The 19635-nt window shown below is 39.2% G+C and carries 21 protein-coding genes and 1 other annotated feature; of the genes, 8 read left to right on the top strand and 13 right to left on the bottom strand.

The window, feature by feature from the left end:
* Window positions 1–20: 20 nt before the first annotated feature.
* From CW745_RS01910 to CW745_RS01895, 4 genes are all read right to left on the bottom strand, one after another.
* Window positions 21–980, bottom strand: coding sequence for a biotin/lipoyl-binding protein (locus CW745_RS01910; protein ID WP_101106735.1), 960 nt, complete (start codon window positions 978–980; stop codon window positions 21–23).
* Window positions 980–1417: a DUF3302 domain-containing protein gene (locus CW745_RS01905; RefSeq protein ID WP_101106733.1), complete on the bottom strand. Its 438-nt coding sequence runs from the start codon at window positions 1415–1417 to the stop codon at window positions 980–982. The genes CW745_RS01910 and CW745_RS01905 overlap by 1 nt, the downstream gene beginning before the upstream one ends.
* A 128-nt stretch (window positions 1418–1545) precedes the next feature.
* Entirely contained in the window at window positions 1546–2139 is a 594-nt protein-coding gene (locus CW745_RS01900; RefSeq protein WP_101106731.1) for an alkylphosphonate utilization protein, read from the bottom strand.
* 61 nt (window positions 2140–2200) lie between these two features.
* The gene (locus CW745_RS01895) at window positions 2201–3250 is read right to left on the bottom strand and encodes a glycosyl hydrolase family 18 protein (RefSeq protein WP_193755516.1); all 1050 of its coding nucleotides are present in this window, start codon (window positions 3248–3250) and stop codon (window positions 2201–2203) included.
* 110 nt (window positions 3251–3360) lie between these two features.
* Here CW745_RS01895 and CW745_RS01890 point away from each other — a divergent pair, with 110 nt between their 5' ends.
* Window positions 3361–4509 (top strand): methyltransferase, encoded by a 1149-nt coding sequence (locus tag CW745_RS01890; RefSeq protein ID WP_101106727.1) that lies wholly within the window; start codon window positions 3361–3363, stop codon window positions 4507–4509.
* Window positions 4510–4820: 311 nt separating this feature from the next.
* Here the strand turns inward: CW745_RS01890 and CW745_RS01885 are convergent, their stop codons facing one another.
* The 7 genes from CW745_RS01885 to CW745_RS01855 all read right to left on the bottom strand — a co-directional run bounded on the left by CW745_RS01885 (window position 4821) and on the right by CW745_RS01855 (window position 11972).
* Window positions 4821–6206: a sodium-dependent transporter gene (locus CW745_RS01885; RefSeq protein WP_101106725.1), complete on the bottom strand. Its 1386-nt coding sequence runs from the start codon at window positions 6204–6206 to the stop codon at window positions 4821–4823.
* 227 nt (window positions 6207–6433) lie between these two features.
* Window positions 6434–6988, bottom strand: a complete 555-nt coding sequence (locus CW745_RS01880) for a cell division protein ZapC domain-containing protein (protein WP_101106723.1) — start codon at window positions 6986–6988, stop codon at window positions 6434–6436.
* A 55-nt stretch (window positions 6989–7043) separates the two neighbouring features.
* Window positions 7044–8054 (bottom strand): quinone-dependent dihydroorotate dehydrogenase, encoded by a 1011-nt coding sequence (gene pyrD / locus CW745_RS01875; protein ID WP_101106721.1) that lies wholly within the window; start codon window positions 8052–8054, stop codon window positions 7044–7046.
* A gap of 93 nt (window positions 8055–8147) precedes the next feature.
* Complete coding sequence (locus tag CW745_RS01870) at window positions 8148–8951, bottom strand: hypothetical protein (RefSeq protein ID WP_193755515.1); 804 nt, start codon at window positions 8949–8951, stop codon at window positions 8148–8150.
* A 27-nt stretch (window positions 8952–8978) separates the two neighbouring features.
* Window positions 8979–9287 (bottom strand): hypothetical protein, encoded by a 309-nt coding sequence (locus CW745_RS01865; RefSeq protein WP_101106719.1) that lies wholly within the window; start codon window positions 9285–9287, stop codon window positions 8979–8981.
* Window positions 9288–9323: 36 nt separating this feature from the next.
* On the bottom strand, window positions 9324–10037 hold the full coding sequence (tsaB, locus tag CW745_RS01860; RefSeq protein ID WP_101106717.1) for a tRNA (adenosine(37)-N6)-threonylcarbamoyltransferase complex dimerization subunit type 1 TsaB: 714 nt from the start codon (window positions 10035–10037) through the stop codon (window positions 9324–9326).
* 12 nt (window positions 10038–10049) lie between these two features.
* Window positions 10050–11972 (bottom strand): ATP-dependent DNA helicase, encoded by a 1923-nt coding sequence (locus CW745_RS01855; RefSeq protein ID WP_101106715.1) that lies wholly within the window; start codon window positions 11970–11972, stop codon window positions 10050–10052.
* A 71-nt stretch (window positions 11973–12043) separates the two neighbouring features.
* Between CW745_RS01855 and CW745_RS01850 the strand changes: the two genes are divergently transcribed.
* Window positions 12044–12433, top strand: a complete 390-nt coding sequence (locus CW745_RS01850) for a nitrous oxide-stimulated promoter family protein (protein WP_101106713.1) — start codon at window positions 12044–12046, stop codon at window positions 12431–12433.
* On the opposite strand, the gene CW745_RS01845 is transcribed toward CW745_RS01850, so the two are convergent.
* Both CW745_RS01845 and add read right to left on the bottom strand, forming a co-directional pair.
* Window positions 12423–12653: a hypothetical protein gene (locus tag CW745_RS01845; protein ID WP_101106711.1), complete on the bottom strand. Its 231-nt coding sequence runs from the start codon at window positions 12651–12653 to the stop codon at window positions 12423–12425. The genes CW745_RS01850 and CW745_RS01845 overlap by 11 nt on opposite strands.
* 265 nt (window positions 12654–12918) lie before the next feature.
* Complete coding sequence (gene add / locus CW745_RS01840) at window positions 12919–13920, bottom strand: adenosine deaminase (protein WP_101106709.1); 1002 nt, start codon at window positions 13918–13920, stop codon at window positions 12919–12921.
* Between the two features lie 215 nt (window positions 13921–14135).
* Between add and CW745_RS01835 the strand changes: the two genes are divergently transcribed.
* The 6 genes from CW745_RS01835 (at window position 14136) to hisH (ending at window position 19635) form a co-directional block, all read left to right on the top strand.
* The gene (locus tag CW745_RS01835) at window positions 14136–14306 is read left to right on the top strand and encodes a DUF2986 domain-containing protein (protein ID WP_101106707.1); all 171 of its coding nucleotides are present in this window, start codon (window positions 14136–14138) and stop codon (window positions 14304–14306) included.
* A 108-nt stretch (window positions 14307–14414) separates the two neighbouring features.
* Window positions 14415–14536, top strand: a sequence feature (His leader region).
* 22 nt (window positions 14537–14558) lie between these two features.
* Complete coding sequence (gene hisG, locus CW745_RS01830; protein ID WP_101106705.1) at window positions 14559–15455, top strand: ATP phosphoribosyltransferase; 897 nt, start codon at window positions 14559–14561, stop codon at window positions 15453–15455.
* 32 nt (window positions 15456–15487) lie between these two features.
* Window positions 15488–16783 (top strand): histidinol dehydrogenase, encoded by a 1296-nt coding sequence (gene hisD, locus CW745_RS01825; RefSeq protein WP_101107071.1) that lies wholly within the window; start codon window positions 15488–15490, stop codon window positions 16781–16783.
* A 72-nt stretch (window positions 16784–16855) separates the two neighbouring features.
* Complete coding sequence (gene hisC, locus CW745_RS01820; protein ID WP_101106703.1) at window positions 16856–17956, top strand: histidinol-phosphate transaminase; 1101 nt, start codon at window positions 16856–16858, stop codon at window positions 17954–17956.
* Between the two features lie 9 nt (window positions 17957–17965).
* The gene (hisB, locus tag CW745_RS01815) at window positions 17966–19039 is read left to right on the top strand and encodes a bifunctional histidinol-phosphatase/imidazoleglycerol-phosphate dehydratase HisB (RefSeq protein WP_101106701.1); all 1074 of its coding nucleotides are present in this window, start codon (window positions 17966–17968) and stop codon (window positions 19037–19039) included.
* Window positions 19036–19635, top strand: a complete 600-nt coding sequence (hisH, locus tag CW745_RS01810; protein ID WP_101106699.1) for an imidazole glycerol phosphate synthase subunit HisH — start codon at window positions 19036–19038, stop codon at window positions 19633–19635. The genes hisB and hisH overlap by 4 nt, the downstream gene beginning before the upstream one ends.

The raw sequence follows: 19635 nt of genomic DNA, 5'->3' as shown, positions 1-19635 counted from the left end.
GCCTTAATTACTTTTACTTTTTAATGGAAAGGAAAAAAGTAACTCATCCAAGATGACATACGTAAAATGACTTTACGCATAATAGCCACATGCGTGAAGCTATCTGAATAAATAGCGCTTTGCCCATATGAGCCACCAGGTAAATTTGGTGCGAATTCAGCAAAGCGAGGATCTGTGATTTTAATTTGTACAGGAATTCGGCCAGGCATACGATTCACACCTAAACGGATCATCGAGCCATTAGCTTGCACTTCACCTTCAGCAATAACAGGCAACACTTGCACCACTTCACCAGTGAAAACTTTTCCAGGAACAGCATCAAATGCAACTTCGGCTTCGAAACCTGATTGTAAACGCATTGCACTATTTTGACGATACCATCCAACATAGGCAAAAGAGTCAGACTGAACAAAAACCATCGCAGGACGAAGTGGCATCGGTACAACGTATAAGCCGGGGTAAACCAGCATCTGTGTTACATAACCATCACTTTCTGCACGTACTTCGGTACGTGATAAATCGTATTCTGCATCATGTAATTTTGCACTTAAATCATCCACTTTTGCTTTAGTTATATCAACATCACGTTGCTTGCCAATATTTCTTTTTTTGAGTTCAAGTGCTCTTTTGTAATCCAGATCAGCAGACACTAATTGTGCAGTTAAAGCATCGACTTTATTTTGAAAGGGTACAGGATCAATGGTAAATAAAAGATGCCCCTTTTGAATGCGTACATTTGGTTCAACATTCACTGAGACAACCTTGCCACGTACCGCAGGAACAATTGGAGTAGATACAAAGTATTCGCGAGTAGTTTCTGAATAAGGATGGTTGTAATTCATTAGCATGATCAAGGTACCGATCAATACAACACCACCAAGCACTGCGGTAGGCACTGTCCACTTATTTAGAGGAATCTTAAACACTTTAAAAACAGTGATTGCGATAGCCGCATAAGTTAATATAAGTAACAAATCCATTATTTATTTCCTTCTTGCGACGCAATAATACTGCTTTCTATATCACTAAATGAATCATGTGATAATTTTTGTTCAGCAGCGATATCAGCTTCTTTTTTTTCTAACTGTTGCGCTAATTGTTCCTCTAAAAGGGTAATACGCTCATTTAACGATTGAAGTTTTTCTTCATTTTCGCTTTTATCAGTGGTTGAAGTTTGGCTTGGGTTATTGAAGCCCCAACCTCTGTCTTCACGATATAATGTTGCCCAAATCCATAGGAAAGGCCAAAGAACATGTAGGGTAAATAAACTAATCCACCCTGCAACATGCAACGCATCCTGCTGTGGATGATTGCGATGCTTGGCTATCTCATAGGGGATATCGTGAATAACGATAATGCCATAAAAAAGTGTCACTGCTGCGAACACTAAAATGGCGAGTGCGATGTATTCCAACATACTGAACTCCATGTAAAATAAATGTAACTGCGATTATGGCAGATATAAAAAAACCTAGGTTGGCATTTGTATGAAAGTTACAATACAAATCACAAAATAGGCTTTTAAAATAATAAGTTGCTTAAGGATTAATCTTCAAAAAGAGGCATTTTCTTTAGATAACAAGTGAGTAGTACGATGCGAACGCCATTGACACGCCCTTCAATCTGCTCTGGGTTGTCTAAAATTGAAATATTACGAACCGGAGTACCACGTTTAGCAGTAAAACCAGCACCTTTTACTTCCAAATCTTTAATTAAAGTAACATTATCTCCAGCTGCTAATACAGTACCATTTGAATCACGCGTTGGAGCGACTTCTTCGATATTATCAGCAGCAACACCATATTCAGCCCAAGCTTTTGTTTCATCTTCCATGTAAAACATATCCAATAGGTCTTGAGCCCAGCCTTCAGTTTTAGCTAAACGCGTTAACAATCGAAAGGCAGTCACTTGCACCGCTGGCACTTGACTCCACATACTATCATTGAGGCATCGCCAATGGTTATTATCCATGGCTACTTCTTTATCAAGCTGTGATTGGCAGGTTTTACAAACAAGTACAGACTTATCTGAATTCGGTTCTTTTACTGGTGGCACTTCAAATATAGCAAGATCATCGCTTGCACCACAAAGTTCACATGTTTGATTATTACGCTCTTTTAACGCGGCTAAAATTGGCATAGGTTAATACCTTAAGAAAAGTGAGTGATATTAAAGGCGCATAGTATGCGCCGATTTTATATCACTGGCAAACACTAACTGTATTGCCCAATACGGTCTCATTAATTACATTGACGATTGAATATTCACTATAATCGACATCATCATTATTGCGTGCATAAACATCTTGCTCTAAAGATTTAAGCATCACTCCACCTGCATTTAATAGCGAATAATTAGTTTTCTCTATCACCGTTGGAATACCGTTATAATTACGTCTTTCACTCTCGTCTAAACAAGCATAGCTAATATCATCACGGATTAAATAATCATAACTACGTACTGCATTGCCAGCAGAATAAAGCGGTATACCCAGTACTAATTTATTTTTAATTAAGCAACGGTCAGTCCAATAAGTAATGGCGTCTTGTGCATCTTGTAACGAGGAGTGTAATGAATCGTTATTAGTAGAATCGAATGCCATCACATTAACAAAATCTACATAAGCAAAAAGTTCTTTAGATAGATTATTTGCCTGTTTATCATCTTCACCAGAAGGAGAAGTGATAGTTAAATATTTACCTTGCTCGGTCAATTCTTCAGATAGTTTTTCAAGCAATGCTTTAAATTTGTCTGATTCCTCATCTGAGTCGATAGACTGCCAATTTAGATCAACACCATCAAGCTCGTATTCTTCCAAGAAATCACTAATATTATCTATGAAAGTGTTGATCAATGCATTATCCATGGCGATCGCATTAAATGTACTATCATCAGGTTCAGCCCATGCCCCGAGTGAAATCCCCACTTTGGCACCGTCGGCCTGTGCTAATGCGACAAGGTCTTCAAGTGGTTCGATATCTTCTGGTGTAACTAATGTCCCATCAGCATTAAATGCAATATGTGTATAATTAACATGTGTTAGCGCATTAAACCTGATGAGCTCAATGTTATCGGTCTCATCAGGTGTCCAATAGGCCACTTTTTTGAAGCTGACAGCAGTACTGTCTTCTTCACAAACTTCAGGCTCTTTAATCCAGTTATCATCGATAACTTCAGTAAAACGATTATCATCACAGCCAAATAAACCAACTATTATCAACAAAGATATGCTTTTATAAAATAACGACACACAACACTCCAGAATTAAAACCATATAGTGAAAGATATTACTTACCTAATAACATGAAGCAAGCTAAAATACTCTATTACCCTTCTTACCCCTAATTTTAGGCAAATTCTATGAACGAACTATTAACGATTGCAGAGCAAAATTTAGTTTTGCATCGTCACCCAAGACATAAAAAAGAGACACTCCAAGCATGGGATTCTGCAGATGAATACCTGATTAATCATTTCACTGAAAATGAACTACAAAAACAATTAGGTGAAGATGGACAATTATTGATTATCAATGATGGTTTTGGTGCATTAAGCTGTTTCTTTCAAGACTACAAACGCACTACCGTTACCGACTCTTATATTTCGTTAAGCTCTATCAAACTTAATATGCAACGTAATAACTGTGCCACGGAAAATATTCTCCTTCAAGACTGTCTGCAAACATTTCCCGAAAATGTTAAAATTGTACTGATTAAAGTACCTAAAACAAATGCTTACCTTGAGTACTTACTACAGCAATTACGCACAGTTGTTGCACCAGATACAATCATTGTAGCTGCAGGCAAAGTTAATATGATCCACAACTCAACATTGGATCTTTTTGAAAAGTATATCGGTAGTACAAAAACATCACTTGCTAAGAAAAAGTCTCGCCTTATCTTTAGCCTTGTAGAACGCCAAAACGTGCCAGAAGATGAAATTGCAACCACTTGGGAGGTTGAAAAACAGCAATGGAAAATTCATAACCATGCCAACGTATTCTCACGCAATCATTTAGATATCGGTGGTCGTTATCTAATGGATAACCTGCCCGATGGTGAATTTGAAAAAATTGTCGATTTAGGCTGTGGTAACGGTGTTGTTGGTATGAGTGCAATGGAAACCTATTCCGATGCACAGGTTACTTTTATTGATGAGTCTTACATGGCGGTTGATTCTGCGCGTATCAACGTGATTAAAAACTTTGAAGAAGAGCAAAGTGACACAGCTCGCTTCGTTGTTAATAATGGCTTAGTTGGCTTTAAACCACGTAGCTACGATTTAATTCTTTGTAACCCTCCATTTCATCAGCAGCAAGTGATCACAGACCATATCGCTTGGAGCATGTTTAATGATGCGCATTTCTGCCTACAGGACAATGGAGAATTAGTGATCGTAGGTAACCGCCACCTTGATTATCAAGATAAGCTTGAGCGAATCTTTGGTAATTGCGAATTAGTCACTGAAAACAAAAAGTTTGTTATCTTACGTGCAGTCAAAATGGATTAGTTCAATGCGAGATTAATACCAAACGAAATCATACCAATTCCGCTAATACAGTGATCAAATATTACGCAGGAAAAACGAGTTAGTTCAAGGCGAAAATTGATGCAAATGGTTGTTCCCTTTACGGTATTATTAACGCTGAAATAGCTTCTTTTAACCAGTAAGGTTGATCAGTTATTTAGTGGATTTGGTATAAGTAGCTGAGCTATTTAGCTAGTTAAAGCAACTCATTGAGTTGCTTTTTTTATGCTGGTATAAAAAAACCGTTAAGCTTTCACTTAACGGTTTTTAATCTGTTAATACGGAAGGTTGTTTTAGAACAAACCAATCGCATTAATAAATACAAAGATAATTGCGATTGGTGCAACAAAGCGTAATAACACCATGATCAGTTTGTACTGACCTTCAGAGATATTAAACTCTTCTTTAACGATTTCATCTTTCATAAACCAGCCGACAAACACTGAAATTAATAAACCGCCAAGTGGTAATAGTATATTCGCAGTTAGGTAATCTAAACCATCAAAGATTGTTTTACCTTCACCCATGAATGCTAATAAAGTCCATGACTCACCAGAAAGAGAGAAGATGGTTAATAGACTTAATAACCAAATACCTAGACCAGCAACCACGGCAGCTTTACCACGTGATAGACCTTGGCGCTCTACAAGGTAAGCAGCAGCTGATTCAAGTAGTGCAATAGCAGATGTAAAGGCAGCAAATACAACCATTACGAAGAATAGTGTACCTACAACATCACCCATTGGCATTGAACCAAAAGCGATAGGCAATGCTTGGAATAATAAACCAGGACCTGCACTTGGCTCTAAGCCATGAGCAAATACAATTGGATAGATAGCAAGTCCTGCAATCAGTGCAACAACCGTATCAGCAATTGCAATCATAATAGAAGTTTTAGCGATTGAAACATCTTTCGGCAAATAAGCACCGTAAACCATCATAATACCTGACGCTAGGCTTAAGGTGAAGAAAGCGTGACCAAGTGCCACTAATACACCCTCGATAGTCAGTTTTGAGAAATCAATGTTAAACATAAACCCAAAAGCAGCAGCAAAATCACCTACGATTGCAGAATAGATCATGATTGCCACCAATAATACAAACATTGCTGGCATTAAGTAGGTAACCGCAGTTTCAAGGCCGTCTTTTACGCCTTTCGACAATACATATACAACAGCGACTACAATTAATGTTGTGTAGATAAGAAGATGAGGTACGCTACTAACTAAATTACCAAAAATACTTCCGATAGTATCAGCATGTGTGCTTGCATCTGCAGCAGCAGCGCTAAACTCGCCAGACGCCCCATAAAATACGTAAGCAACAGCCCAACCAGCAATAACAACATAAAAACTTAAAATTAAGAAACCAGCTAAAACCCCCATTGAACCAATGATTGACCAATGTGAAGATTGTCCGGATTCTTTAGCAACCATTGATGCTGCATTAGCAGGTGTCGAGCGTCCACGCTTACCAATAGCAACTTCAGCCATCATTACAGGAATACCAATGAAAAGGATACACAGTAGGTAAACTAAAACAAAAGCACCACCGCCATTCTCGCCCATTATGTATGGGAACTTCCATAGATTACCCAGTCCAACAGCTGCTCCCGTTGCAGCTAAAATATATGCGTACTTGTTAGACCAGCGATTGGATACATGTGTTTCAGTATTCATTTAAAACCTTTAATTTAATAGAAATGTGCTTCTTTATAGATAATTTAAAGGAGTAGTTCAAGCATATGAAAAGTGAATATTTACCAATAAATAACTTATAAAAAATCAAAGTATGACTACAAATTCAATATTAGTTAATTTATATGCATTATATAGTTATCGAAATGAATTTTTATGCAGGTAAAGAATCATTGTAGATTAGATGACTATTGCTGTTAAATGAGATCTCACGCTATTTGAAAAGATTGCCAGCTATTGTCTGTACTGCTTTTAATTAGGGTAAGCTTATCACTGGTTACCTTAACAATTTGAAATTGAGGCAAGGACTTTCGTGGGCTTATTTGGTGAATATGATCTAATAACATACAAAGCACAAAATCTTGTTCATCTTCTAAAACTAGATAATGCCCAGATTCATGCTCACCTTTTGCAGTCAGCGTCACGTGGGTCATGAGATCTAAATCGTCTACAGCTGGTTTATCAGTACTGGTAAATAACCAGCTCTTAGGCATGATTGGCTTATGAAATAACTCAACAGCTAATATATGTAAGATTATTTTACAGGCATATTCAGGTTGGTAATCTTTTAACGCATCACTTTCAAAGAGTTGTGTATAACGTGCTACATCTTCAACTGTGAACGGGATAGGTTGAGCATCGGGTAAAACGAGCATACTACTTTTATAGATGATATCGATAACATAATCATCCATTTGTAATGTTAATTGCGATCTTTGATGATCAAAAATCCATTGCCAGTTCGACTTTGGTATAAAATCCATACTTCACCCGATGTAATTTGCAGATCTTAAATACTAAACCTTGAACAGTATTTAATCAAATATTGTTCACTATTTGTTTTACTAATGGTGGCCCTTGGTAAATAAAACCACTATAGATTTGCACTAAACTTGCGCCTGCATCTATTTTCTCTTTGGCCGCAATAACACTGTCAATGCCACCCACACCAATAATAGGAATTTCGCCTTTCAAGTGCGATGCAAACTTTTTAATGACTAGCGTACTTTTGCTTTGCACAGGGCGCCCACTTAAGCCACCCGCTTCCGAGGCATGTGACATTCCTTTTATCATGCTTCTGTCTAGAGTAGTATTAGTCGCAATTAACCCATCTATCTTATATTTAAGTAAAGAGTTTGCAATTGACTCAATCTCTTCATCACTCAAATCAGGCGCTACTTTTAATGCTATTGGAACATACTTTTCGTGTTTTTTGTTCAGCTCCGCCTGACGTGTTTTCAAGGTAGACAATAGATCATCTAATGCTTCACCATACTGTAAAGAGCGAAGCCCTGGAGTATTTGGAGAGGAGATATTAACCGCAATATATCCTGCATAATCATAGACTTTATCCATACACAATAGGTAGTCATTTTTGCCCTCTTCTACTGGTGTAGAAAAATTTTTACCAATGTTAATACCGATAACACCTTTAAAATTACTTTGCTTAACATTATTGATAAGGTTATCTACCCCATGGTTATTAAACCCCATGCGATTAATAATACCTTCAGATTCAAGTACTCTGAATAAACGAGGAGATTCATTACCAGGTTGGCCCACAGGCGTTACAGTACCTATTTCGATATGACCAAACCCCATCGCACCAAAGGCATCAATACATTCACCATCTTTATCTAAACCAGCAGCAAGCCCTAAGGAATTTGGAAATGTTATCCCCATTACTTCAACAGGACGTTGATGCACTTTTTGACGATAAAAAAGATCTAAGATGGTGCCATGAGTCATTTTTAGTTGCTTGATCGAAAGATCATGTGCTTTTTCAGGGTTTAACATAAATAAGAAACTGCGCATAATGCGATACAACATAATAATGACCTTTAAAATAAGTGAGTTAACAAATAACAAGTACGCTATTGTACCGATAAATAATTAAAATGGATAAGTTATTTTTATAGTGACTTAACGTGTGACTTTAATATTTTGATAAGCATGGACGCGCACACGCCACCCTTTCAACCAACGCAGTTCATCACGAGGTGCATTTTTAACTCGTCGTGTCAGTACTTCATCAGCAGCAAAGCCAAAACTACGTAGTGGATTTTCATAGTTGATTGGCATCGCGAGTAATACTTGCTTTAGCCCCCAGCCATGTCCTTGATAACGCTCACTTAGATTGATTCCCTCACCTTTAAAGTTCACATAATCAAGTAACGTAAAGATACCTTCAGGTGTCGAAAGTTGTGTAAGTTGCTGCTTGATCACCAGTTGTTCAAGCGCAGTGCTATTGTCAAGAATAATCGGTATCGCTTTCTCAAGACGTAAAATAATAAAGCGTGTTTGTAGGGCTAGTTGTTCGCTTAAAAATTGACGTAGTTCAGTAAGCTGTGGCCCATCAAACGCTTCATAAAAAGCTTCGCGAGATGACCAAGGCGCTGTTGAGGTTTGAGTTAACCAAGTTGGAAGTTCAACACCATTTTCATTCATGAACGTTAGGAGTTGTGGAAACTGTTCTTTAAATGGTCCCTTGTCCACAGTCGGATACCAAATAAAATGTCCAATACCTAACGAAGGAAAATCTTCATTTTCATTCCAGGTCGTTAAATGTGCTAATTTTTGTTGTCCCTCATTTTTCCATATCAGGTTACCTAACTGGACAGTTTGTTCTTCGTTAAGGCTGACCAAGTAGGGTTGACTAAAAAGAGGTGAACTACAAAGCGAAATAAATAAAATAACGCAGAGATGGTTTATATAACGACGAAACATAAAAAGTGCCTAAATAATAAAAACTAATTACACGACAAAATGAAAACTCATGCTTTCCATAACTGATTCTCGTTTCTCTTGTGCAGCGACTTGCATATACGCATGTACTGCACCGAGTTGTTTGGGACTTGGCTGATCATAACCCAAACTTTGATGCAGAGTATCTTTTTGTTTTTCTGAAAGCACCATAGAAAATTGTTCAGCTTTGGCTTTTTTAACGACAGGCGTCACTTCACTCACATTCGAAGAAGCAACATTTTTATTGGTTGCGCTCTTACCTACCTGATGAGTGTGAAGTGGTTTATTAATAAACCCAGTGTTATTTACAATTGCCATCCGCTTTCCAAAAAGTTAATTCAATAAAATGCGTTATTATTCTCGTCCAGGTAGTTTTTTCCAAGTCACTTTATCACGCAGATAAACCGGTGCTGCTAATTCTGGTTGTACTGCTAATCCAGCTTCAACGTCTGCGATCACTTGCGCCATCATAAAACGTGAAGAGGGAAACTCAATATCTAATTGACTTGCTTCCTTAAAATAGTCTAAAAGTACAGGATATGCTTGCCATCCAGTACCTACTAGCGCAGATTTTTTAGCAACTGTTAAGTTAAGCGCCAAAAGCTCGTCTGGTTTGATGACTAACTCTTCACGCTGAAGCGTCATTAATTCGCCAATTAATTGATAATGTGCAAAATACACTTCCCCCATTCGCGCATCAATGGCAGCGTAAACATCTGAAACACCATCTTTTTTGTATGCCTGTTGCGCCATTGCTTGTAAAGTAGACACACCGACCATCGGCTTTTCAATGCCAAATGCTAAACCTTGTGCAATACTGATGCCAATTCTCACTCCGGTAAAACTACCAGGACCCCGGCCATAGGCAACCACATCGATCTCAGCGATCGATAAACTAGCTTCTGCTAACACTGATTCTACAGTAGGTAATATCTTAGTAGTGTGCTCACGGGGGGCAAACATAAAGCTATCGTGAATAATGGATTCACTCTCATTTTGTTTTAGTACGGCAACTGAGCAAGCTTCAGTAGAGGTATCAACACATAATATATTTAATTTTTTAGACATTTTAAAACCTGTTTACTCTATATTTTTTAAAAATGAGATCGCATTATCGAGTGAGCGAGTCCGTGGCATGCACGGTAAACTATTCAAGAAAAGATTACCATATTTACGTGTCACTAAGCGATTATCACAGACAATCAATACCCCTTTGTCTTGCTCAGCACGAATCAAACGACCAATGCCCTGTTTAAAAGTGATCACTGCCTGTGGTAGTTGCACATCGGAAAATGGATCTTTACCCTTTAACTGTGCATCTTCAATACGAGCTTTTAATAATGGCTCTTCAGGTGAACTAAAAGGAATTTTATCGATAATCACGCAAGATAATGCCTGACCGCGCACATCAACCCCTTCCCAAAAACTGCCTGTAGCAACTAATAAAGCATTACCGTGTTCAACAAACTCCTCAAGTAATGCTTGTTTACTTTTTTCGCCCTGTAATAGCACCGGCATGGTTAATGTTTGGCGAAACCCCGTAGCTAACTGATTCATCATAGAATGGCTAGTACAAAGAAAAAAACAGCGTCCTTTACTGGCGCGAATAACGGGGGCTAGCTGTTCAACCAACTTAGTAGCAAGACCCGGTGTGCCTGGTTCAGGTAGAAGACGTGGTACGACAAACAACGTTTGCTGTGCATAATTAAAGGGGCTATTTAATTGTAAACATTGGCTTTCTTGAAGCCCTAACAACTCAGTAAAATGGGAAAATTTACCTTTCACGGACAGCGTCGCCGAGGTAAATATCCAGCTTGCTTGCTTTTTTTGACACTCTATTTGAAAACGTGTTGCCACACTCAAAGGGGTAATATTCAAAGAGAAGTGCTGACGTGTGCAATCATACCAATAACTAAAACCACTTTCGTTAACGGCATTGAGTTTTTTAAACAACAATGTAAATTGATTTAACCGTTCAAAACAGTGATCTAATACTTCGCTTTTACCAAGTCGCTCGAGCAGTACTTCATTTAAAAAATCCATTATCTGTAATAAACGTTGTGCATGCAATTGCATCACGCGCTCACTCGACTTTTCACGCCAACTTCCCGTGCCTTTATCAATAGCGAAGGCAAGGCGAAAATCAAGTGTTGCAACCCGAAGCTGCTCGGCAGCTTTAGATATCTGTTTTGCCTCACGTAATTCAGTGCGATAGACAAAATCGATCTCTTTGGCAAGCTCTAACAACTGGCGACTGGAAAGAGACTCTCCAAAATAAAGACTGGCGATATCAGGTAATTGATGTGCTTCATCAAAAATGTAGGCACTCGCCTCTGGTATTAACTCACCAAACCCTGTTTCTTTAACCGCAAGATCAGCAAAAAAGAGATGGTGATTTATCACAACCACATCTGATTGCATCGCTTTTTGACGCGCCTTAACAATAAAGCAGTCTTCAAAACTCGGGCACTCTCGTCCAAGGCAATTGTCGTTATTACTCGTAATAGCAGGAATAATGAAAGCATCTTCTGCAAGATCATCTATTTCAGCGATATCACCTGTTTTTGTTGATAGTGACCAATTTTTAATTTTCACTAATTCAACCTGAAGCGAGCGCTCTTTATGTTTACTTTCCAGCATAAAACGATTTAACCGTTCACTACAAAGATAATTACTGCGTCCCTTTAATAGCGTCACGGTGCCGGTGAATTGGGTTGCTTTAATAAGCAAAGGTAAGTCTTTAATATAAAGTTGTTCCTGCAGTGCTTTACTACCAGTAGAGATAATAATTTTTGAGCCATTACTTTTTTCAAAGGAGAGTAATGCAGGCGCTAGATAAGCAAAAGTTTTACCCGTACCCGTTTCAGCTTCAACGACTAGCTGATCTTTACTTTTGATTACAGAAGCCACGGCCTCTGACATTTCAACTTGTGCTTCACGGGCGATAAAATGAGGTAATATTTGACTTAACGCACCCGATGGGGAGAAAAATGATGAGATCAAAGTAACTGCTCTTGCTGACGGTATAATTGCCTGTATTCTACGTTAGATTATAGTGAATAAGAAGAATCTTAATGCATCCATTACCCGAACTGTTAGGTCTTGAATTCAAAACAATCCATGCAATGGTTACGATTTATTGCCATGCCTTTCATCAAAAAAATCAACTATGCTCGGAATGTCAGGCGTTTCTAAGCTATGCTAATGATAAATTAGATCGTTGCCCCTACGGGCAAAATAAGCCTACCTGTAATCGTTGTCCAATCCATTGTTACAAACCAGAGCAACTAGCCTTAGCTAAAAAAATTATGCGTTATGCAGGCCCTAGAATGATATTAAAACACCCGATTCTTGCACTACGACATTTACGCGCAGAAAAAAAGACGCCCCCAACTAAAATCCCGATTAAAGCAAGCAACCGACACTTAAGAAATATTAATAAGATTGAAAAGCTTAAACAGTAATATCAATTTTTGATTCTGTATCAGGCACTGCTTCTTCTTTCGATTTTACTCTGATCTTTTGTAAAGCATGTGTACTCTCAGCAATATCTTCAGGAGAGCTATTATTTTGGCGATTAGATGAATCATATTTTTTCAGTTTATGATTCTCAATCTTAGCATCATTGAAAGGCTTAAATTGGTAACTGCGGTTGATAAATTGGGTTATTAGATGTTGGCTCATACCCTCCTCCATGCAATAAATGCGACCATAATTCTATTATCGGCCAGAAGAGGTAAAGCTTGATAGATATTCTCAGTTCTGGATAAGCAAAACGAAACAATCTCCCTATTTTGTGGGTTTTGGGGGGCAATTTACCGTAACAATCAGAAGTTATTGCCACGATAAATCGCCTTGAATGACACAACCCAAAAGCTCTGTATATTAAAAATCATCACTCACTAATTCAAAGTATGATAACGCTTCTATGAGTCAGCATTATGTTCACTTATCTTGCCAGTGCCATTTCACGTAAAGCTCGTTTTTCCTGCGCAGACAAAAAGGCGATCTCTAAACCATTAATTTGTGCCTGACGAATTTGGTCAACGCTAAGCCCAGCTTGAGGGGCAGCAACTTCATATTCATAGGGTAGCTCGATACCTTCAACAGCAGGATCATCCGTATTCAGCGAGGCTAAAACTCCATGCTCTAGGAATGTTTTAATTGGATGTTGTTTAATATCAGCGAGCGTACTGGTTTGAATGTTTGACGTAAGGCATGATTCAATACCAATGTTATTCATCGCCAAATAATCCATCAATTTAGGATCTTCAATGGCTTTTACGCCATGGCCAATACGCACAGCCCCCAGTTCGTTGATTGCCTGCCACATACTGGAAGCCCCAGCTGCTTCACCGGCATGTACAGTGACTTGTAAATCTGCATCTCGAACTTGCTTAAAGTGCTCAGTGAACAGTTCCCCTGGCTGACCTAATTCATCACCCGCGAGATCAACCGCCACCAAATGTTGCTTTTGCGAAAGTAAGCCAGCCAACTCTTGCGCACAGGCTTGCTGTCCGAAAGTACGACTTAAAATACCAATGAGATTTGCTTTAAGGTTAAAATCACGGCATCCAGCCTGTACACCGTCAATAACCGCTTCTACGACTCCTGCGATAGGTAAATTGTGCTTCATCGCCATGTAATAAGGTGAAAAGCGTAATTCAGCGTAATCAATTCGTGCGTTTTTTGCATCTTCCACATTTTCATAGGCGACGCGTCGACAGGCATCTAAATCACCTAGTACAGCCACCCCCCAATCTAGTTTCGATAAGAACGCTACTAGACTCGGTTCAGTTTCAACTATTTGCACAAAAGGACGAAGTGTATCAATGGTATTAGCTGGTAGCTCCATCGCGAACTTTTCACCTAGCTCTAATATTGTCTCAATACGAATGTTGCCATCAAGATGACGATGAATATCGGTAAGAGGCAAATTTTTAGTGATCATAATTGGTTCCTTTTCAATGATAAGTGTGCAACTTTAGCAATGTAGTATAAGTCAGCCTTTTATAAATAATCATCGTAAAAACACATGATTTATGATGAAAATAAGAAAACATTTAAGTCGCTAACAAAATGTGTTGTTTGATATTCCTACAAACTCACTTGTATTTAGCCACTACTTCTTTACAATGCAAATCTTTACAAAGCTAGGAAATAATCATGAACCGTAAGAAAAAATTAAACAAAATTCTCAATGCTCGTATTAAAAAAATGAATGCGAAGAAAAGCCCTAGTAATAAAGCAAAATATGTATCAAAAGCAGAGCGCGCTAAACTTGAAGCGCTAGAAAATGAGCAACAAACTGATAATCAGGTAAATTCTGAGCAATAAAGACAGTTAAAAGCGAAAAAACAGTTCACTTTTAATGTTGGGATTGATATTCTAACCACACTTAAATTGAGAGATTATTTACACCATGAAGAAAGTTATTCTGAAAGCACACCATCATCATATTACCTAATCTTTCAGGATTTTTATTCTTGGAAGAGCTTATATGTGCTTCCAGTGGTTAACAACAAATATAAACCCTCGGAAGTTCAATCTCCCGAGGGTTTTTTAGTTTTTACAGCAAGGAAAATGACTATGTCAGAGCAACGTTTAAGAATCGCAATACAGAAGAAAGGCCGTTTAAGTGACTCGACGGTTAAACTACTAAAAGCATGTGGTATCAAAGTTAATTTAAATACCCAACGTTTAATTGCACACAGCGAAAATATGCCAATTGATATTTTACGTGTACGCGATGACGATATTCCAGGCCTTATTATGGATGGCGTTGTTGATCTCGGCTTTATCGGGCAAAACGTACTTGAAGAAGAAAGCATGATGCGTGAAGTTGCTGGCGAAGCAACGGCACATAAAGTTGTTAAAGAACTTAATTTTGGAGGTTGCCGCTTCTCACTTGCTGTTGATAATGACTTTGATTACCAAGGCGTACAATCACTATCTGGTCTACGCATTGCAACCACTTATATTCATATCTTAAAACGCTTTATGGAAGAAGCAAACGTACCTTACACATCTTGTATGTTAACGGGTTCTGTAGAAGTTGCTCCACGTGCAGGTCTTGCAGATGCGATTTGTGATCTGGTATCTACTGGCGCAACGCTAGAAGCGAATGGTCTTAAAGAGGTAGAAGTTATCTACCGCTCTACAGCAGTATTAATGCAACGTGAAGAAGCATTGTCAGCAGATAAACAAGAACTTGTTGATCGTATTCTAACCCGTATCGATGGTGTACAGACAGCTAAAGAGTCTAAATACATCATGTTAAACGCACCAAAAGAAAACCTGAAAGCGATCACTGATCTTTTACCAGGATCAGACCTGCCAACTGTGATGGAACTTGCAGGTAGTGATGATCACGTTGCTTTACATGTTGTAAGTACTGAAAACCTATTTTGGGGAACAATGGAGCAACTTAAAGCGTTGGGTGCAAGCTCAATCTTAGTATTGCCAATTGAAAAGATGATGGAGTAAAGACCATGTCTACTGGAGCTAAACCTACCGGCATGAAAACGGTAACTTGGGCAGGTTTATCAGAGAGAGAGCAAACACAATTGCTCTCTCGTCCTGCAATGTCAGATTCCGCATCTCTTGGTAATACTGTCGCAGATATTATTAAAGCGATACGTACTCAAGGTGATGTGGCATTACTTGATTACACTAAACGATTTGATAAATTAGAAGGTGATAACTTCACCAAAACGGCTGATGATATCGCACAGGCAACTGCACGTTTAGGTAGTGATATTAAAGAAGCAATAAAAACCGCTTATGAGCAGGTAGTGAAATTTCATCAAGCACAAGTGCAAGATGTTATTCGCGTTGAAACTATGCCTGGAGTGGTTTGTGAAATGCATACTCAAGCGATTGAATCAGTAGGTTTATATATTCCAGGAGGTAGTGCACCACTTCCATCAACCGTAATTATGACTGGTGCGCCAGCGCAAATTTCAGGCTGTTCACGTTTAGTTTTATGTACCCCACCACCGATTGCCGATGAAATTTTATATGCGGCTTCCTTGTGTGGTGTAGATGAAATATATACTGTAGGTGGCGCCCAAGCTGTTGCAGCATTAGCCTATGGCACAGAAACAATTGGTGCAGTTGATAAAATATTTGGCCCAGGTAACTCTTTCGTCACTGAAGCAAAGCGCCAAGTGAGTAATGATTTTGCAGGTGCTGCGATCGATATGCCAGCAGGACCTTCTGAAGTGTTGGTGATTGCAGATCACGATGCAGATCCTGCCTTTATCGCCTCAGATTTATTATCGCAAGCTGAACACGGACACGATTCACAATCTATATTGGTGACGCCTTGTGCAAAAGTTGCACAGCAAACAGCCATTGAAATTGAAAAACAATTAGCGCTGTTATCACGTAAAGAGATCGCTGAGAAAGCGATTGCACATAGTGTTAGTATTGTGTGCGCTGATATTGACGAAGCGATTGAAATATCAAACCGTTACGCACCGGAGCACTTGATTGTTCAAACACAAAATCCACGTGTTCTTCAACCACATTTAAAAAATGCCGGTTCAATCTTTTTAGGAGCCTGGACGCCCGAGTCTGTCGGCGATTATGCAAGTGGAACAAATCATGTTTTACCAACATACGGTTATACCCGCACCTATTCAAGCCTTGGTTTAGCCGATTTTGTAAAACGCTATACCGTACAAGAGCTAAGTGCAGAAGGCCTACGTCGCCTTGCACCAACAGTGACTTGTTTAGCTGACGCAGAGGGGCTAACAGCTCATAAGCGTGCGGTGACAATACGTATGGATAAACTCAACGCAGGAAGCTGATAGCTGATAGCTGATAAATAAAATGGGGCTGTTTGCCCCTTAAAGTAGACTAGTCTAGGAAAGATGAAGCCGATGAGTGATATAAAACACCTTGCCCGCAAAAATATACAGGCATTAACCCCTTATCTTTCTGCTCGCCGTATTGGTGGTAATGGAGATGTCTGGTTAAATGCTAATGAAGCACCTGACTGTAGTGAATATCAACTAGATTGTAGCCATTTGAATCGCTACCCAGAATTTCAGCCACCGGCCCTCATTGAAGCCTACGCTAAATATGCTTCTCACTATGGCGCTCAAATTGATAATGCTCAAGTGCTGACTAGTCGCGGTGCGGATGAAAGCATCGAGATTTTAATTCGTACCTTTTGTGACCCTTCAACTGAATCAAAGCAAGGCGATAGTATTTTAATCTGTCCCCCTACTTACGGGATGTATGTGATTAGTGCTGAAACCTGTGGTGTACAGGTTGATGAAGTGGCCTTAGATGCTAACTTTGATGTTGATTATAAAGCCGTCGAAGAAGCGGTCAATGCACCACAAAGTCAGATAAAAATTGTCTTTTTATGCGCACCTAATAATCCAACAGGCAACATGCTTGATAAAGCGAAACTTGCTAAGTTGCTAACTGCAACTAAAGGTAAAGCATTAATCGTTGCAGATGAAGCCTACATTGAGTTTTGCCCGGAATTAAGCCAAGCAGACTTGATTCAAGAACATGAAAATTTAGTTATTACGCGCACCCTTTCAAAAGCCTTTGCATTGGCCTCAATTCGATGTGGTTTTACCCTTGCACAACGATCAGTGATTGAAATGATGAGCAAGGTCATCGCACCTTACCCAGTACCCGATCCGGTTGCACAAATTGCAACGCAAGCATTATCTGAGCAAGGATTAGAAGTAATGCGCGAACGTGTTGCGATCTTAAATAATAATAGAATGGTGTTAGCAAATGCGCTGCAACAATTAGACTGCGTTACTGAGGTGTTCCCTGCGACAGGAAACTTTGTATTAGCGCGATTTAATGACTCGCAAAAAATTTGGCAAGCCTTTACTGAAAACGGCATTATTATGCGTGACTTTTCAGCTAAAAATCGCCTAAAAAACTGTATTCGTATCAGCATCGGCAATGTCGACGAGATGCAAGCAACACTTAAAACATTAAACTCACTGTAGGAAGCAAAAATGAGTCAACAAAAATTTCTTTTCATCGACCGTGACGGTACATTAATTGATGAGCCCATCAGTGACAAGCAAGTAGATAGCTTAGAAAAACTGGTTTTTGAACCCTACGTCATTCCAAGTTTACTGGCGCTACAAGATGCGGGATATATCCTTGTCATCGTTTCTAATCAAGATGGCTTGGGCACCGACAGCTACCCACAAAGTGATTTCGATATTCCACAAAATAAGATGATGGATATTTTTGCTTCACAAGGTGTTAACTTTGAAGCCACCCTACTTTGCCCACATTTTCCAGAAGATAACTGCAGTTGCCGTAAGCCTCATTTAGGCATGGTAAAAGAGTACTTACAATCTGGCCGTATCGATCATAAGAATTCCTATGTGATTGGCGATCGTCAAACGGATATCGGCTTAGCCGAAAACATGGCCATTACCGGTATTCTGTACAATAAAGAAAACAATGGTTGGAAAGAGATTGTTAAACAGTTAACGGTAAAAAGAGAACGCATAGCAACTGTTACACGCACAACAAAAGAGACAGATATTAATGTCTTTGTTGACTTAGATACCACTGGGGAAAACAACATTGATACTGGCATGGGCTTCTTTGACCACATGTTAGATCAAATCGCAACACACGGTGGCTTCCAAATGAACGTTAATGTTAAGGGTGACTTACACATTGATGATCACCACAGTGTTGAAGACACTGCGCTGGCTTTAGGCGAAGCATTAAATATCGCACTAGGCGATAAACGTGGAATTGGCCGTTTCGGTTTTGTTCTGCCGATGGACGAAACCAAAGCAAGTTGTACTCTGGATTTATCAGGTCGTCCTTACCTTAAGTTTAAAGCAGACTTCCCACGTGAATTAGTAGGTACTATGTCAACCGAAATGGTTGAGCATTTCTTCTATTCATTAGCACAAGCGATGCGTGCAACGCTTCACCTTGAAGTTGAAAATGGTAACGCCCATCATATGGTTGAAGGTTTGTTTAAAACATTCGGTCGTACACTTCGCCAAAGTGTACAGATTATTGGTACCGACTTACCATCAAGTAAAGGTGTTTTATGATCGTTATAATTGACACAGGTTGCGCGAACCTCTCATCGGTTCGCTTTTCAATTGAGCGCTTAGGCTACGAAGTCGTAGTTAGTAAAGATCCTGAAATTTTACAAAAGGCAGATAAACTTTTTCTACCCGGTGTTGGCACCGCAAAAGAAGCGATGGCAAATCTTATTGAACGTGATTTAGTCGCGCAGGTATCTAAACTCACACAACCCGTACTAGGGATTTGTTTGGGCATGCAAATGCTAGCAGAGGGCTCTGAAGAAGGTTTTGGTGATCAAACAACCATCAACACACTTGGCTTGGTAGAAGGCTATGTGCAAAAAATGGACGTAGCCCCACTTCGTTTACCACATATGGGCTGGAATCAGATAACACCAAAATTGGATCATCCTTTATTTAAAGATATTCCAGCGGGTAGTTATTTCTACTTTGTACATAGCTATGCATTACCTGTGAATGACAATACGATTGCTAGTTGTGAATATGGATCGCCTTTTACAGCTGCGGTAAATAAAGACAATTTTTATGGGGTGCAATTTCACCCAGAGCGCTCAGGGAAAGCCGGTGCTCAATTAATTAAAAACTTTTTGGAGCTTTAA

The organism is Psychromonas sp. psych-6C06, assembly GCF_002835465.1.
GTDB lineage: Bacteria > Pseudomonadota > Gammaproteobacteria > Enterobacterales > Psychromonadaceae > Psychromonas.
The sequence above is the reverse complement of the archived record's forward strand: the minus strand, read 5'-3'. Positions and strand labels throughout refer to the sequence as shown.